15 protein-coding genes are annotated in these 16,229 nt (G+C 39.2%); 13 read left to right on the forward strand and 2 right to left on the reverse strand.

Annotation, left to right across the window (positions count from 1 at the left end; translation table 11 throughout):
• Positions 1 to 5 precede the first annotated feature (5 nt).
• On the reverse strand, positions 6 to 1,547 hold the full coding sequence (locus ABD000_RS10950; RefSeq protein ID WP_343767373.1) for a DUF6770 family protein: 1,542 nt from the start codon (positions 1,545 to 1,547) through the stop codon (positions 6 to 8).
• A 13-nt stretch (positions 1,548 to 1,560) separates the two neighbouring features.
• Positions 1,561 to 2,889 (reverse strand): M48 family metalloprotease, encoded by a 1,329-nt coding sequence (locus ABD000_RS10955; protein WP_343767374.1) that lies wholly within the window; start codon positions 2,887 to 2,889, stop codon positions 1,561 to 1,563.
• A 121-nt stretch (positions 2,890 to 3,010) separates the two neighbouring features.
• Here ABD000_RS10955 and ABD000_RS10960 point away from each other — a divergent pair, with 121 nt between their 5' ends.
• The 13 genes from ABD000_RS10960 (at position 3,011) to lepB (ending at position 16,227) form a co-directional block, all read left to right on the forward strand.
• Entirely contained in the window at positions 3,011 to 4,123 is a 1,113-nt protein-coding gene (locus ABD000_RS10960) for a PQQ-dependent sugar dehydrogenase (RefSeq protein ID WP_343767376.1), read from the forward strand.
• A 2-nt stretch (positions 4,124 to 4,125) separates the two neighbouring features.
• Positions 4,126 to 4,572 (forward strand): c-type cytochrome, encoded by a 447-nt coding sequence (locus ABD000_RS10965; protein WP_343767379.1) that lies wholly within the window; start codon positions 4,126 to 4,128, stop codon positions 4,570 to 4,572.
• Complete coding sequence (locus tag ABD000_RS10970) at positions 4,562 to 5,656, forward strand: anhydro-N-acetylmuramic acid kinase (protein ID WP_343767382.1); 1,095 nt, start codon at positions 4,562 to 4,564, stop codon at positions 5,654 to 5,656. The genes ABD000_RS10965 and ABD000_RS10970 overlap by 11 nt, the downstream gene beginning before the upstream one ends.
• 158 nt (positions 5,657 to 5,814) lie before the next feature.
• Positions 5,815 to 6,423 carry a uridine kinase gene (gene udk, locus ABD000_RS10975; protein WP_343767384.1) on the forward strand — a complete coding sequence of 203 codons (609 nt, stop codon included), beginning with the start codon at positions 5,815 to 5,817 and terminating at the stop codon, positions 6,421 to 6,423.
• A gap of 20 nt (positions 6,424 to 6,443) precedes the next feature.
• Positions 6,444 to 6,770 carry an FtsB family cell division protein gene (locus ABD000_RS10980; protein WP_343767386.1) on the forward strand — a complete coding sequence of 109 codons (327 nt, stop codon included), beginning with the start codon at positions 6,444 to 6,446 and terminating at the stop codon, positions 6,768 to 6,770.
• Entirely contained in the window at positions 6,771 to 8,123 is a 1,353-nt protein-coding gene (locus tag ABD000_RS10985) for a methylmalonyl-CoA mutase subunit beta (RefSeq protein WP_343767388.1), read from the forward strand.
• 15 nt (positions 8,124 to 8,138) lie between these two features.
• Positions 8,139 to 10,325, forward strand: a complete 2,187-nt coding sequence (gene scpA / locus ABD000_RS10990; RefSeq protein ID WP_343767390.1) for a methylmalonyl-CoA mutase — start codon at positions 8,139 to 8,141, stop codon at positions 10,323 to 10,325.
• A 214-nt stretch (positions 10,326 to 10,539) separates the two neighbouring features.
• The gene (locus ABD000_RS10995) at positions 10,540 to 11,418 is read left to right on the forward strand and encodes an SDR family oxidoreductase (RefSeq protein ID WP_343767392.1); all 879 of its coding nucleotides are present in this window, start codon (positions 10,540 to 10,542) and stop codon (positions 11,416 to 11,418) included.
• Between the two features lie 125 nt (positions 11,419 to 11,543).
• Positions 11,544 to 12,320, forward strand: coding sequence for a ParA family protein (locus ABD000_RS11000; RefSeq protein WP_343767394.1), 777 nt, complete (start codon positions 11,544 to 11,546; stop codon positions 12,318 to 12,320).
• Positions 12,321 to 12,378: 58 nt separating this feature from the next.
• A complete protein-coding gene (locus tag ABD000_RS11005) occupies positions 12,379 to 13,284 on the forward strand; it encodes a ParB/RepB/Spo0J family partition protein (RefSeq protein ID WP_343767396.1) in 906 nt (301 codons plus the stop codon).
• Between the two features lie 31 nt (positions 13,285 to 13,315).
• Positions 13,316 to 13,873, forward strand: coding sequence for a DUF5683 domain-containing protein (locus ABD000_RS11010; protein WP_343767397.1), 558 nt, complete (start codon positions 13,316 to 13,318; stop codon positions 13,871 to 13,873).
• Between the two features lie 2 nt (positions 13,874 to 13,875).
• Complete coding sequence (gene dapB, locus ABD000_RS11015) at positions 13,876 to 14,577, forward strand: 4-hydroxy-tetrahydrodipicolinate reductase (protein ID WP_343767399.1); 702 nt, start codon at positions 13,876 to 13,878, stop codon at positions 14,575 to 14,577.
• 63 nt (positions 14,578 to 14,640) lie between these two features.
• Positions 14,641 to 16,227: a signal peptidase I gene (gene lepB / locus ABD000_RS11020; protein WP_343767401.1), complete on the forward strand. Its 1,587-nt coding sequence runs from the start codon at positions 14,641 to 14,643 to the stop codon at positions 16,225 to 16,227.
• The last annotated feature ends 2 nt before the right edge of the window (positions 16,228 to 16,229 follow it).

Below are 16,229 nucleotides of genomic sequence, written 5' to 3' on the forward strand. Positions count from 1 at the left end.
GATCTTTAATTCCCTAGATTTAGTTTCTCCAGGTGTAATTGTACTGTTTTATCTTTTTTGTTGTATTCTACTAACATCACACTACCAAGTTTACCCGGTAAGACTCTCATATCAACTGTACCATTGGATTTATTTAAATACATTTTATCTTGAGATAAATTACCGTCATTATAGATCACTGTTTTAAGCGCGAATTTATTTCGTTCTCCTTTTAAACGCTCATAATCAATAAATGTGCTGTAAAATCTATCATTCGTTATATCACGTTGAGTAAATTCAAAATCAAATGCCCCGATTGTTTTTAAAATGTGTGCATTAAATTGAGGAGAACCAAAATCAAACACACTAGGTGCTCTAGACTTACCTTTTTCAAATACCTTAACATCTTCTAACTTAAACGTATTATCAAACTTAAATACAGCTGCATTCGTAATTGTTAATTGAGTCAAAGGTGTTTGTGAATTGCCCCCTCCAAGTACTAAGCTTGCAATACCAGCTGCACTTGCAGTTTTTCTATAGCGCTCACCAATAGCGTAATAACTTCCATCATTAGTTCGTACGATATCGTGAAAATAGATATATCCACGCTTCTTCTTCTTTCCATCAATAGAAGAAGGCATTTTAGGATCAATTTCATTTTCCCAACTAATTTTAGAATCTCTTAGCACCGTTCCATCGAGATTAAATGTCTCAGCAAATAAACCCGCACTCTTATCTGAAAAAATCTTAGCTCCGTTTTCAAAATACTCTCCCAGTACAACCAATTTTTTTTCATCGGTTAAGAAGGCGTTCGTCACCAATCTTGGATTGTCATTTCGCTCAAACTTACTTTCAAATAACATTTTACCGTTATCAATATCGATTACGATTACACGATAATCAATTTTCTTAGATGCATTGGATTTTCGACTTCCCTCAAGTGCGACAACAACTTCTTCATTGGCTTCGATAGGGTTAATCGTGTAAATCAGTTTATCTTCTAACGGAGAATTATATTCCCACGATGAATTACCATCTGTGGCAACGTATTTTAAGGAGTAACCAATTTTCTTGTTATCTTTCACATAATTCACCAAAAATCCTTTGTTGTCGACCGGAAATAACATGTTAAAAGAACCTGTTTGCTCCATCATCGCAAGATATTTTAATTCTTTACTAGTAAGCGGGATATCAATATCTTCTTTTTGATTGGCCTTTCTGTCAAAAGTGATTACTTTTAAGAATTTCTCTTTTTTGTTTGCCAGTGCAAAAATCAATGCCTGATTATTGAATTTACTATCTACCAAATAGGTGCGTTTATCATCTATATAAGATTTTTTAGCGACTTCATTAAGTGAGTTATCAATGACTTCAATGGCGAACTCGCGCTGCCCCTTTTTAAGTCTATCAACTTCGTAGAAAAAATAATATCCATCCACATCATTTTGGTTGTCAAGCATCACACCAGAATTTCTTACTTCAAACTGAGTGATTTCATTAATTGTTTTTTCTTGAGCTGTCATAAACAGAGAAGAAAAAAGGAATAAAAAAACGTACTTCTTGATCATAGGTATTAGGGTTTTAATTTTCTAAACATTTAGTGTTTTCGCCATTATCGCGATTATACTGCTGACACAATAAGGTAGCAATGGTTTTAATTTCTGTAATTTCCAGGTTATGAATGAATAGACGTATTTGATTAAGCATCAATTCATCAGACATGTCGTTTTTTTGAGGAACATATTTACCTAATTCATGATTTAATCTGGCATGATATATTGTTTCAAACACTAGAATCAATTTATCCTTAAAATAGGCCTCTGAGATTAAATTTTCAGACCTATATTTTGATAACAAATAGATAGAAAGATCTAAGAATTTAAAGTCAATTGTGAAATCAATGGTGTGATGAAGTGTAATCTCCCTCACATCAGCCAATGTGCGCTGAGCTAAGAGATCACTGTTATTACTTTTTACGTTAAATGTTTTTTTAAGAAATTCTAAGCGCTCTTTAATTTCAGGATGCGTTTTTAGGGTATCCTTCCTTAATGAAAAATCATCCACCTCATCCTCAAGATCAAATAAGGAAGACTTTTCTTCTGCTAACCACTTATCTTTAAAAGGCAATTTTCGAAAATTGAATCGTTTTTTCAATTGAGGATCGTGGTCAAAGAGAACATCATCTTCTATTTCAAGTCTTTCCAAGGCAGATAAAGCAGCAGACTGGTTATACTTAGTTTTTGATAAAAGTAAAAAACCAAGTGAGTCCGCTTCTTTTTCAGATTGGATTGTTCTATTGATGAATTCTACTCCAATATCATCCATCATTGACATAACGCCCCTTGTCACTCCGTATTTCTTGCGCCTAATGTTCTTTAAACGTTCTTTGGTTGATTTAGAATGCAAGGTATTTACATAGTTAGTCAACTTCTTCTTGTTATGTTCCAATTGATAATGAGCGATTTCATGGGCGACAATAAAAGCCAGTTCATCCTCACTCTCTATATAATTGAAGAGTGCAAGATTTAAATGAAAAAGACCATTGCCGTAACAAGCTGCGTTTGGAATAGTACTATTTTTCACTAAAAAAGTGAGGTCTTTGGCGTTAATTTCAGCATTATTTTTAGCAATTTCATTGATAACATTATCTAAAGAAAAATCAATCGTGGCGTTGAAATAAAAAGCGCTATCCTCAACACTTTCAACAAATCCTGCATAAAGTTCCTTGTATTTTTTCTTGATCTTCTTAGCGTTTTTTCCTTGAATATTAGATAAGTAAGACTCATGGAGCGTCTCTAGCTTATCTTCAAAGAGATCAAAGTCATTAGGATGATATTGATTTTGAGCTGAGATTTTAATCCCGTAAAAGAATAAAAGAGGGAAAAGTATGAATAGAATGTTGTTTCTCAATTAACAAGATTTTAAGATTTGCAAAGATAACAGCATCTTTGAATTTCGCAATAAAAAAGAAGTAGTCCTATACCACCTTAATGTTGATCAAATAATATGTATTTTTAAGTCAAAATTTATCATGAAAAAATTCTGCTTTATTTTTTTCGTATGCACTTTGATTGCCTGCGCCCAGCGCGAAAAAGAAAATGATGTGCCACTCACTACCGCCAATTATGATCACGAAATAGTTGTAGATGGACTAAATATCCCATGGGGAATGACGTTTTTACCTAATGGTGACCTGCTTGTTACAGAAAAAACAGGTGAGCTCATTCGGTTTGATGGCCAAAAGAAAGCTATGATAACGGGCGTGCCACAAGTTTACGTGAGAGGCCAGGGAGGGCTATTAGATATCGCCCTACATCCAGATTATAAAAATAATGGCTGGTTGTACCTTACCTATGCATCTGACGATGGTGAAGAAAAAGGTGGTCACACCGCACTCATGAGAGCCAAACTTGAGAATAATACCCTAGTCGAAAAGGAAGTACTTTATAAAGCTTCTCCCAACACTACTAAAGGTCAACATTTTGGAAGCCGAATCGTATTTGACAACAAAGGTTACCTATATTTCTCCATCGGTGAACGCGGAGCTAGGGATGTAAATCCACAAGATATTACCCGCGATGGCGGAAAAATTTACCGTTTAAATGACGATGGTAGCATCCCAAAAGACAATCCATTTTACGATCAGGCAGATGCGAAAAAAGCCATTTATTCCTATGGGCATCGCAATCCGCAGGGAATGGACAAACACCCTGAAAGCGGCAAAATCTGGCTGCATGAGCATGGTCCGCGAGGCGGAGACGAAATCAATATCGTAGAAAAAGGCGAAAACTACGGCTGGCCCGTCATCACCTACGGGATTAACTATAGCGGTACTGAAATTACAGACCAAACCTCAAAACCGGGTATGCAACAGCCCATCTACTATTGGATACCCTCTATCGCTCCCAGCGGAATGACCTTTGTAACTTCATCTAAATATCCCCAACTGCAAGGCAATCTTTTGGTTGGATCTCTTAAATTTGAATATTTAGAGCATGTGGTTTTAAAGGGACAACAAGTGACGAAACGCGAAAAACTGTTGGAAGGAATTGGTCGGGTTCGTAGTGTCATCCAGGGACCAGATGGTTTTGTCTACGTAGGCGTTGAAGGAACAGGTATTGTCAAATTAATTCCAAAAAAATAAATATGAAAGCTATATCACTGCTGCTGCTTCTATGTATGGTTGTTTCTTGCCAAGAATCCACCGCTAAGAAGAACGAAACCTTAAAAATTGGACAGAAAGAGGTTGCTATACAAAGTCCACTGGAAGAAAGCATCGCCCGGGGCGAAGAAGTCTATAATGACTTTTGCAAACAATGTCATCTACCAAACGGCAAAGGTGTGAAAAATATCTATCCGCCCTTGGCGAATTCTGATTGGCTCAAAGAGAAACGCAAAGAAAGTATTCACGCTGTTAAGTATGGACTGCAAGGTGAAATCGAGGTTAACGGTCAAACTTACAGTAACATAATGATGCCCATGGGTCTGGAAGATCAAGAGGTCGCAGATGTGATGAACTACACCATGAATAGTTGGGGCAACACTCAAGAAAGAATGGTAACTAAAGAAGAAGTCGCCGGCGTTGAAAAATAACTCGTCTACTTCCAGCTATACCTTCATTGGCCTTATGTCTGGTACCTCACTAGATGGCCTTGATCTGGTATGCTGCACCATAGAACAACAAAATGATGTGTATTCCTACACAATCATCGCCTCAAAAGAAGTTCCCTATACACCAGAGTGGAAGAAAAAACTATCTACTGCGCCCGGGCTTTCTGCCATAGAATTACTACATCTGCATAATGAATATGGCACTTGGTTGGGTGAACAAACCAAACTATTTATTCATGAAAAAGATCTCAAAATAGACGCGGTTTCCAGTCACGGTCACACGGTGCATCACTTGCCGGATAGTGGACTAACATTTCAGCTGGGTAGCGGCCAGCATATAGCAAATGCCTGTCAACACAGGGTGATATGTGATTTTAGAACCTTAGATGTTGCGTTATGTGGTCAAGGTGCACCCTTAGTCCCTATTGGAGACGAACTTCTTTTCTCTACCTATAATTTTTGCCTTAATCTGGGCGGAATAGCAAATGTATCCTTCAAACAAAATGAAAAACGTATAGCCTACGACATTGGTATTGCCAATATGCTGCTTAACTATCTAAGCGAAAAGCAAGGCGAGGCCTATGATCAAGCAGGTGAATCAGCTAAATCCGGACAAATAAACCAAACTTTGCTGGAGCAACTCAATAAAATAGAGTATTACAAAAAAAACTTTCCAAAATCTACAGGGTACGAATGGTTTGCCGCTGAAATTATTCCACTGATTGAGCAGACAAAAGACAGCATTCCCAATCTGCTTCATACTTCAGTACATCATATTGCGGATCAAATCGCTGCTGAGCTGCTTCGGCATCAAACTAAAAAAACCTCAACAGTTTTGGTTACCGGCGGCGGAGCCTTTAATACCTTTTTGATAGATACGCTCCAGAAAAAAGCGGGTCATGACATTCGGTTAAAAGTGCCTAATAATGAGTTAATTACATGCAAAGAAGCCTTAGTTTTTGCCTTGATGGGAATGCGTCGTTTAGAAGGCAAGGTTAATTGTTTGCGCAGCGTAACCGGAGCAAAACGCGATTCATGTAGCGGAGTCATCTACCAACCAGCTTAAATGCTACTTATAGAATTTAGATCAGTCTTTATCGCTAAATTTTTCAGTCCCCTTTTTAGGCAATGCAAAAAAGAAAAGAGTAAAACCACATTCTCCTTAACCACGAACATTTGGTTTAAACACTTCCCAATACGTACCTTTGAAGCAAAATAGAAGCTATGCTTATCATAGGAATCGCAGGGGGAACCGGTTGCGGAAAAACAACCGTTGTAAATCAAATCATTAAGGAACTTGATCACGATGAAGTCACGGTTATCTCTCAAGACTCCTATTATAAGGACACGAGTGAATTGTCCTATGAAGAGCGGACGAAGATTAACTTTGACCACCCAAAGTCCATTGATTTTGATCTATTGACCCTACACCTTCAAACCTTACGCCAAGGAAAACCCATAGAGCAACCGGTATATAGTTTTGCACTTCACAATAGAACAGGAGAAACAGTAACCACTCACCCTAAAAAAGTAATTATTATTGAAGGTATTCTTATCCTCACCAATCCTGAACTTCGCAAACTCTTTGATATTAAAATATTTGTTCACACAGACAGTGACGAACGTCTTATTAGACGGTTAAAACGGGATATTGCAGAACGAGGCAGAGACCTGGATGAAGTGCTAAACCGCTATCAATCTACTTTAAAACCTATGCATCAACAGTTTATTGAGCCTACAAAGGAGTTTGCCGATATTATCATCCCAAATAATAAATATAACAATGTAGCTGTTGATATCGTGAAGACAATCATCAACGAACGTTTAGTCTAAACCTGTATCTTTAGGACATCATGAAGCTAAAAGAACTTCGGCAGAAAAAATGGTTCAAAGTGATAAGTAACAAATACATACTTATGCTCATCATTTTTGGTACTTGGATGTTTTTTTTAGATAGCAATAATTGGTTTATCCACCACGAACTCAATAGTGAGATAGACGACCTTAATAAAAATAAACTGTACTACCTCAATGAAATCTCAAAAGACGAGAAAACCTTGGAACGATTAGAAGATTCTGTCGGTTTAGAGCGTTTCGCGCGTGAGGAATACTACATGAAGCGAGAAAATGAAGATATTTATATTATTGAATACGAGGATAGCCTAAAACAACGTAAATAAATGAGTCAAGAATTATTTCATGAATTTGACCCGGTTTCTGCCAAGCAGTGGAAACAAAAAATACAGGCAGACCTCAAAGGAGCTTCGTACGAAGAAGTAATCACGCCTACGGCGGAAGGAATTGACATCAAACCTTTTTATCATAAAGATACAGATGGGGTTACCCACCAGATTAAAAGTCCGACGAATTGGTTGATTTCTGAAGAAATATCTGCGCAGGCTCTCGCCGAAAAAGATACAGATCCATCGGCGAAGGGAACTGAGCATTATACCCTAAGGTTCACCGAAGATTGTGCTGAAATAACTAGACTTCTAAAAAAACTCCCGGAAGATTTTCCGGTACACATCACCGTCAAAACTGATCCAAAAAATCTCCATGAAGCGCTGAAAAATAACCTACATCAACATCTAAGCATTAGTTTTGATCCTATAGCTCAACTTGCCTATAGCGGGAACTGGTTTAACAATCAAGCAGAAGATTTTAATGCTTTAGTTGAACATTTGCAGCACGATTACGCCACGCTAGAAGTTGATTTTCGTGGGTATCATGAGGCTGGGGCAACCATTACCCAACAATTAGCCTATTTATTGGCTCACACCAATGAATATTTTAATGTATTTGAGCAACATAAGAAAGAATTCAAATCGCTCAAGCTAGTGGTTAAAACAGCTATCGGTGGTAATTACTTTTTTGAAATAGCAAAGCACAAAGCAATTCGTTTATTACTTAACACCCTTTCAAAAGAATACGGTATTGCGCTAAGCCTTAACATCATCGCCGCACCGGGCAAACGCAATAAAACATTATACGACTACAACACCAATATGCTGCGTACCACCACAGAGTGCATGAGCGCCGTTTTAGGGGGTGCAGATGTTTTATGTAACAGACCTTATGATAATATGTATCATGAACCCAATGAATTTGGAGACCGTATTGCCCGCAATCAATTGCTTATTCTAAAACATGAGAGCTATTTTAACGCAGTCGAAAATCCGGCAGATGGAGCATATTACATAGAAACACTCACACACCAACTTTCAGAAAATGCATTAGACATTTTTAAGCAGATCGAACAAGGTGGTGGTTTCTTAAAACAGTTGGCAGAAGGTGTCATCCAGCGAAAAATTAAGGAACAGGCAAGTAAAGAACAAAAAGCGTTTGACCAGCAGGAAAAAGTGCTGGTGGGAACCAATAAATTTGAGAACAAAGAAGATCAAATGCATCAGAAAATAGAAAAGCATCCCTTTTTGACCTCAAAATCAAGAAAAACTTTAATTGAACCCATCATTCAACGTCGCTTAGCCGAAAAACTCGAACAGGAGCGATTAAATGCTGAGACTTCAGCCTAGCTCATAGTCAATCATATGCGAAAAGATATTCAACATATTCAGCTAACAGATCAACCTAAAGAAGAAGCTTCGGCGCTTTCCGAAAAGGAGATTTTTCTCACTGCAGAGGATATTCCGGTGAAACCGTACTATTCACAAGAAGATATGGCAGATCTGGAGCACCTCAACTTTGCCGCGGGAATAGCCCCAAATCTTAGAGGGCCCTACTCCACCATGTATGTGCGCAGACCCTGGACGATTAGACAATATGCAGGATTTTCAACAGCCGAAGAAAGTAACGCCTTCTACCGCAGAAACCTTGCCGCAGGACAAAAAGGCTTATCGGTTGCTTTTGATTTAGCCACACATCGTGGTTATGACAGTGATCATGAACGTGTGGTGGGTGATGTGGGGAAAGCCGGGGTAGCGATTGATACGGTAGAGGATATGAAACTGCTGTTTGATCAGATTCCGCTGGATAAGATGTCGGTTTCAATGACGATGAATGGCGCAGTGCTTCCCATCATGGCATTTTACATCGTAGCAGCACAAGAACAAGGAGTAAACATAAGTGCATTAAGTGGCACCATTCAAAACGATATTTTAAAGGAGTTTATGGTGCGAAATACATACATCTACCCTCCTACTCCGTCAATGAAGATCATTGCAGATATCTTTGAATATACGTCTAAGAACATGCCTAAGTTTAATAGCATAAGTATTTCAGGATATCATATGCAAGAGGCGGGTGCTACCTGCGATATTGAGCTGGCATACACCTTAGCCGATGGATTGGAATATATTAGAAAAGGTTTAGATACCGGGATGGATATTGATGATTTTGCGCCCCGACTTTCTTTCTTTTGGGCGATAGGCATGAATCATTTTATGGAAATCGCTAAAATGCGGGCCGCTAGAATGCTTTGGGCAAAACTGGTCAAACAGTTCAATCCAAAAAATCCAAAATCTCTGGCACTGCGGACACATTGCCAAACCAGTGGTTGGAGCCTTACAGAACAAGACCCGTTTAATAACGTGGCGCGTACCTGTATTGAAGCTACTGCAGCGGCCTTTGGTGGTACGCAGAGTTTGCACACCAATGCCCTAGATGAAGCTATTGCCTTACCCACAGATTTTTCGGCACGTATCGCAAGAAATACTCAGCTGTATTTGCAGCATGAAACCATGATTACTAAAACGGTAGATCCGTGGGCAGGAAGTTACTATGTGGAGAAACTTACACATGATATCGCTGAGAAAGCCTGGAAATTGATTGAAGAGGTTGAAGAATTAGGTGGAATGACCAAAGCCATTGAAGCAGGAATCCCTAAATTAAGAATAGAAGAAGCAGCTACCCGTAAACAAGCGCGTATCGATAGCAGCCAAGATATTATTGTAGGGGTAAACAAATACCGCCTTGAAAAAGAAGATCCCATCGTCACGCTTGAGGTGGATAACGATACCGTTAGAAAACAACAAATCGATCGTCTGGAGCGCACAAAAAGAGAGCGAGACAATGTCGCTGTTGAGAAAGCCCTTAGTGCTTTAACCAATGCGGCGAGGGAGAAGATGGATGAAAAAACGAGTTCAGGAGGAAAAGATTCCCGCATTCGCGGGAATGACGATGACAATTTACTGATGTTAGCAGTAAATGCAGCGAAAGAAAGAGCTACCTTAGGGGAGATAAGCGATGCGCTTGAAGAAGCCTTTGGTCGATATAAAGCACAAATTAAATCCTTTAGTGGCGTGTATAGCAAAGAAATTAAAAATGACAGCTCCTTTAAAAAAGCGCAAGAGTTAGCGGACTATTTTGCTGAAAAAGAAGGCCGTAGACCCAGAATTATGGTAGCTAAAATGGGGCAAGACGGGCATGATCGTGGTGCCAAAGTAGTTGCTACCAGTTATGCAGATGTAGGCTTTGACGTAGATATTGGTCCGTTGTTCCAAACTCCCCAAGAAGCAGCTAAACAAGCCGTAGAAAATGACGTGCATATTTTAGGGGTCTCTTCTCTTGCAGGCGGTCATAAAACTTTAGTTCCTCACGTAATCGAAGCATTAAAAAAACACGACCGCGAAGATATTATGGTCATTGTTGGAGGGGTTATTCCTGCACAAGATTACCAACATCTGTTTGATGCAGGCGCAGTAGCCGTCTTTGGACCCGGTACCAAAATAAGTGAAGCAGCGATTCAATTGTTGGAGATTTTGATTGATGAGGAGTGAGGTGAGTTTATGAGTTCGTGAGTTCGTGATTCAATAAATAGTATCCTGCCAGGTCTTCAAAACCTTGTAGGTATCAATAGTTTTCCAAATTCTGGTATAGAATCTTTTTGTCTAAACAACAAAGTCAAACTTGCATTCTTAAGATTAGGCTCAAAGAGACCTACTTTTAATATAATTGATAAAACACTATATTACCTAACAAATACAACCATACATGAAATACACTGATAAAATGCTGCGCGATGATGCACTTAAAGGAAAAACTATTGTGGTCACCGGCGGCGGGAGCGGCTTAGGTAAAGCCATGACGCGTTATTTTCTGGAATTGGGCGCAGACGTGGCCATCTCTTCCAGAAATCTGGATAAACTTAAAAACACCGCAAAAGAATTAAGTGATGAGACGGGCAGTGCCTGTTTCCCGGTGCAATGTGACGTGCGTCATATCGATCAGGTTGATGCGATGCGAGAGGCTGTGATGAAAGAATTTGGAACAGTCGATGGTCTTGTAAATAATGCTGCGGGAAACTTTATCTCTCCCACAGAGAGACTATCAGCCAATGCCTTCGACGTGATTATTGATATCGTTCTTAAAGGAACAAAAAATTGTACCTTATCTTTTGGAAAGCATTGGATCGATCAAGGTGAAAAAAACAAAACCGTACTCAATGTGGTAACAACCTACGCCTGGACAGGTTCAGCTTTTGTGGTACCAAGTGCTACCGCCAAGGCCGGCGTATTAGCGATGACACGATCTTTAGCGGTAGAATGGGCAAAATACGGGATGCGTTTTAATGCCGTTGCTCCGGGACCTTTTCCTACCAAAGGAGCTTGGGATAGATTGCTTCCGGGTGACTTGAAAGACAAATTTGATCTGGCAAAAAAAGTACCCCTTAAACGTGTGGGCGAGCATCAGGAATTGGCAAACCTATGCGCCTATTTGATGAGCGATTTTTCGGCTTACGTGAATGGAGAAGTAATTACCATTGATGGTGGAGAATGGCTACAGGGAGCAGGACAGTTCAACCTTTTGGAAGCTATTCCGCAGGAAATGTGGGATCAATTGGAGGCCATGATACGTTTTCAAAAAAAGTAACAGTAAAAGGAAATTTTAATTTTCTTAAAATATAAGATCATATAATTCTCATTTACCCTGTTAACAACTCCGGTTTTAGGTTGATCAATTATGTTGTATTTTTACACCGAATACGAATAGGAATTATGGGGAAGATTATCGCTATAGCGAATCAAAAAGGCGGAGTAGGTAAAACTACGACTTCAGTCAATTTGGCCGCCTCTTTAGGCGTGCTTGAAAAAAAAGTCTTGCTTATTGATGCAGATCCACAGGCAAATGCCTCCAGTGGTTTAGGTATTGATATTGAAGAGATTAAAAGTGGGACCTACCAATTGCTGGAACATACAGCTTCGGCAAAAAAGGTCATCATCCCAACAGATTCTCCTAATTTAGATATCATTCCTGCCCATATCGATTTGGTTGCGATAGAAATTGAATTAGTCGATAAAGATGAGCGGGAATATATGCTTAAAAAGGCCCTTGCTCCTATTAAAAATGACTACGATTTCATTCTGATAGATTGTGCACCTTCTTTAGGTCTTTTGACACTCAATGCACTAACTGCGGCAGATGCGGTAATGATTCCCATCCAATGTGAGTATTTTGCGCTTGAAGGATTAGGCAAATTACTTAATACGGTAAAAAGCGTACAAAAAATCCATAATCCCAATCTGGATATTGAAGGTCTGCTGCTCACCATGTACGATTCCAGACTACGACTTTCTAATCAGGTGGTAGAGGAGGTTCAAAAGCACTTTGATCAAATGGTGTTTAAAACAATTATTCAACGTAATGTGCGTTTAAGTGAAGCCCCTAGTTATGGAGAAAGCATTATAAATTACGACGCAGGTAGTAAAGGTGCTTCAAATTACTTAAGTTTGGCTAGAGAAATCATTGCAAAGAATGAAGCTTTGGTGCAGTAATGCCAACCTTAGTATTGTTTTCTTCTGAATAAAAATTACCGATCACCACGCAAGACACATGGCAAAAGCGACAAAAAAACAAGCCTTAGGACGCGGACTTTCAGCTTTACTGAAAGACCCCGAAAACGATATCACCACAGCACAAGACAAAAATGCAGATAAGGTCGTTGGCAATATAGTAGAACTAGAGCTTGATTCTATAGAGGTAAATCCCTTTCAGCCCAGAACCAGTTTCAATGAAGAGGCACTTCAAGAATTGGCAACTTCTATCAAAGAACTGGGAGTAATCCAGCCCATTACCGTAAGAAAGCTAGGCTTTAACTCCTATCAATTGGTTTCTGGAGAGCGAAGGTATAGAGCATCTAAATTGATTAGTCTTGACCGCATTCCTGCCTATATCAGAATTGCAAATGACCAGGAATCGCTGGAGATGGCCCTGGTTGAAAATATTCAACGCCAGGATCTTGATCCTATTGAAATTTCTTTATCCTACCAACGCCTTATTGACGAGATTAACTTAACCCAGGAACAATTAAGTGATCGTGTGGGTAAAAAACGCTCTACCATCTCAAATTATTTGCGTCTGTTAAAATTAGACCCCATTATTCAAACCGGGATGAGAGACGGTTTTATCAGTATGGGGCATGGAAGAACTTTGATCACCATTGAAGACCCTGCTAAACAAATTGAGGCGTATGAGGAGGTGATCGAAAAATCTTTAAGCGTTAGAGATACTGAAGCTCTAGTGCGCAACATGACCACCTCTAAAAAGTCTTCTTCATCTACTGCAAACGATAGAGAGTCTCTACCCGATTATATCATAGAAAATATTGACCTCTTCAAGTCGCATTTTGGTGCAAAAGTAGATATCAAATCATTTAGCGATGGGAGAGGGAAAATTACCATTCCGTTTTCTTCTGAAGAAGATTTTAAACGCATTAAAAAAATGATAGACGGTGCCTAATTTTCGGTATATTCTTCTCTTTACAATTTTTATGTGTTCTGTTTCAGGGATTATCGCTCAACAGGATAGTCTTCAGGTAAAAAATGAGGATAGTATTCGTCTACTCAAAAAACAGCTCAGAAAAGCGAAACGTGTTAAAGCTTACGATCCATTAGCTCCAGCGAAGGCCGCATTTTATTCTGCGGTTGTTCCGGGTCTGGGGCAAGCCTATAACGGTCGTTATTGGAAAATTCCGCTAGTATATGGCGCGCTGGTAACTACTTTTGTGGTGAGAGATTTTTACGATGGAGAATACAATCGTTTTAGAGATGCCTACCGCAGAAGGTTGAACGGTTTTGATGACGACGAATTCGCCGATATTCTAACAGATGACAACCTGATCGATTTACAACAGAACACCCAGCGAACGCGAGATGTCTGGACATTGTTAACTGTTGCAGCATATATTTTAAATATTGTAGATGCTAATGTAGATGCCCATTTACAACAATTTAATGTCAGCGATCAACTCACCATCAATCCCGATTTAAGGTATGATCAGTTCACAGGACTAGGTACGTATGGTATAGCACTACAATATAATTTTTAAGCATGAATATCGCCTTACTTGGATACGGTAGAATGGGAAAAACAATTGAACGGCTGGCAATAGATCGTGGTCACCACATTGTTTTAAAAGCATCCTCCCCGATTGTCGTAAAAGATTTAGAGCAAGCAGATATCGCCATTGAGTTTAGTCTACCTGGTGCTGCATTCCAAAATATAACACGCTGTTTCGAAGCCAACACTCCAGTAGTTAGCGGCACTACAGGTTGGTTGGAGAACTATGACCAAGCTATAGCCATATGCAAGCAATATGACGCTGCATTTATCTACGCTTCTAATTTTAGTTTGGGTGTAAATCTTTTCTTTGAACTCAATAAACAGCTAGCTAAGTTGATGCAACGGTTTAAAGAATATAGCCTGGAGATGGAAGAAATTCATCATACCAAAAAATTGGATGCTCCCAGCGGTACTGCCATTAGTTTAGCAGAACAGGTGATTGAAATATCCAACCATACAGATTGGGAATTAAATGAATTTGGAGATACTACTAAAATACCCATCATCGCAAAGCGAATTGAAGATGTTCCCGGGACACATCGTTTAACCTATAGCTCAACAGTTGATGAGATACAGATTGAACACAAAGCCCTGAACAGAGATGGATTTGCCTTAGGAGCAGTCATCGCAGCAGAATGGCTGCAACATAAAAAAGGAGTCTATAGCATGAAAGATGTGCTTGGACTCTAAAAATAAATTACTTCTTTTGCGTAACCTTATGGGCGAGAAGAAGACTAGTATAAAAAGACAATTATGACAATTACCGAGTGGATTATATTTTTCCTTTTAGTGCAAGTAATTCATTTTGCTGCAACCTGGAAATTATATCAAAAGGCAGGTAGACAAGCCTGGGAAGCTGCCGTTCCCTTCTATAATGCTGTTGTTTTAATGAAGATCATTAATCGCCCGGTGTGGTGGGTAATTCTTCTCTTTATACCAATTGTAAACCTTATCATGTTTATGGTGGTGTGGGTAGAAACTATTCGCAGCTTTGGGCGCAATTCACGGCTAGACACCATCCTGGTTATTGTAACGCTGGGATTCTATATCTTTTATGTGAATTATGTATTGGATGTAACCTACATTAAAGACAGAAGTCTAAAACCAAGATCGGGAGTAGGAGAATGGGTAAGCTCTATTTTATTTGCGATCATCGCTGCCACCCTGGTTCATACGTATGTGATGCGACCTTTCACTATTCCAACTTCGTCTCTAGAAAAAACATTGTTGGTAGGTGATTTCTTATTTGTAAGTAAGTTTCACTACGGCGCACGTTTACCCATGACAGCCATTGCGGCACCCATGGTTCATGATACTATCCCAATTTTAAAAACAAAGTCCTACGTAAAATGGCCGCAAGTACCTTACTTTAGATTTCCAGGATTTACAGATATTCGACAAAATGATATTGTTGTTTTCAACTGGCCTGTAGATACCGTAAATCGTTTTTATGGTTTAGATGACGGGAAGTATTACGATAAGCCAATTGATAAAAAATCTAATTATGTAAAACGTGCTGTTGGTCTCCCTGGAGATTCCCTGGAAATTATTGGTGGGAAAATTTTTATCAATGGTGACTCACTACAATTACCAGATCGGGCAAAACCTCAATATTCATATATCGTACAGGGAAAAGGTCAAGGCTTTGATCTGAATGACCTAATCCAACGTTATACTATTACCGATCCCATCATGTGGTATAATAAAGAACAGCGCCAGTATCAATTTCAGGCATTGTCTGAAGATATTATCGCTAAATTTAAATATCACCCCAATGTAGAATGGATTAAGCGCATTGAAGCTCCTAAAGGAAAACGTAACATTGGTCTTTTTCCTAAAAAAGGCACACAAAAATGGAACCTGGATCACTACGGTCCTATTTACATTCCACAAAAAGGAAAAACAGTCAAAATCGATACGTCTACCATTCCTCTATATGCCCACATTATTGAATACTATGATGGTAAAGAAATGGGTACACCTCAAGAAATTACAATCCAAGGTGACCAGGTACTTATGAATGGTCAACCTATTACACAATACACCTTTAAACAGGATTATTACTGGATGATGGGAGATAACAGGCACAACAGTGCAGATAGTCGTGAATATGGCTACGTTCCCTATAATCATGTGGTAGGGAAACCTGTATTTATCTGGATGTCCTGGGATAGCAATGCCTCTAAGCTGGTAGATAAGATACGTTGGGAACGTCTCTTTACGACGGTGAGCGGTAGCGGCGAACCGGTTTCATACCTCTATTATTTCCTTATCGCTCTGGTTATTTATATTGGCTACAGCTCTTTTAGAAAGCGGAAAAAGAAAACTGCTGAAGAATAAGG

It is taken from the genome of Gangjinia marincola (assembly GCF_039523415.1).
Taxonomy (GTDB): domain Bacteria; phylum Bacteroidota; class Bacteroidia; order Flavobacteriales; family Flavobacteriaceae; genus Gangjinia; species Gangjinia marincola.

Coding starts and splice junctions, on each gene's coding strand:
- ABD000_RS10950 (WP_343767373.1), bottom strand. CDS start 1,547: ATGATCAAGAAGTACGTTTTTTTATTCCTTTTTTCTTCTCTGTTTATG.
- ABD000_RS10960 (WP_343767376.1), top strand. CDS start 3,011: ATGAAAAAATTCTGCTTTATTTTTTTCGTATGCACTTTGATTGCCTGC.
- ABD000_RS10965 (WP_343767379.1), top strand. CDS start 4,126: ATGAAAGCTATATCACTGCTGCTGCTTCTATGTATGGTTGTTTCTTGC.
- udk (WP_343767384.1), top strand. CDS start 5,815: ATGCTTATCATAGGAATCGCAGGGGGAACCGGTTGCGGAAAAACAACC.
- ABD000_RS10980 (WP_343767386.1), top strand. CDS start 6,444: ATGAAGCTAAAAGAACTTCGGCAGAAAAAATGGTTCAAAGTGATAAGT.
- ABD000_RS10985 (WP_343767388.1), top strand. CDS start 6,771: ATGAGTCAAGAATTATTTCATGAATTTGACCCGGTTTCTGCCAAGCAG.
- scpA (WP_343767390.1), top strand. CDS start 8,139: ATGCGAAAAGATATTCAACATATTCAGCTAACAGATCAACCTAAAGAA.
- ABD000_RS10995 (WP_343767392.1), top strand. CDS start 10,540: ATGAAATACACTGATAAAATGCTGCGCGATGATGCACTTAAAGGAAAA.
- ABD000_RS11000 (WP_343767394.1), top strand. CDS start 11,544: ATGGGGAAGATTATCGCTATAGCGAATCAAAAAGGCGGAGTAGGTAAA.
- ABD000_RS11005 (WP_343767396.1), top strand. CDS start 12,379: ATGGCAAAAGCGACAAAAAAACAAGCCTTAGGACGCGGACTTTCAGCT.
- ABD000_RS11010 (WP_343767397.1), top strand. CDS start 13,316: ATGTGTTCTGTTTCAGGGATTATCGCTCAACAGGATAGTCTTCAGGTA.
- dapB (WP_343767399.1), top strand. CDS start 13,876: ATGAATATCGCCTTACTTGGATACGGTAGAATGGGAAAAACAATTGAA.
- lepB (WP_343767401.1), top strand. CDS start 14,641: ATGACAATTACCGAGTGGATTATATTTTTCCTTTTAGTGCAAGTAATT.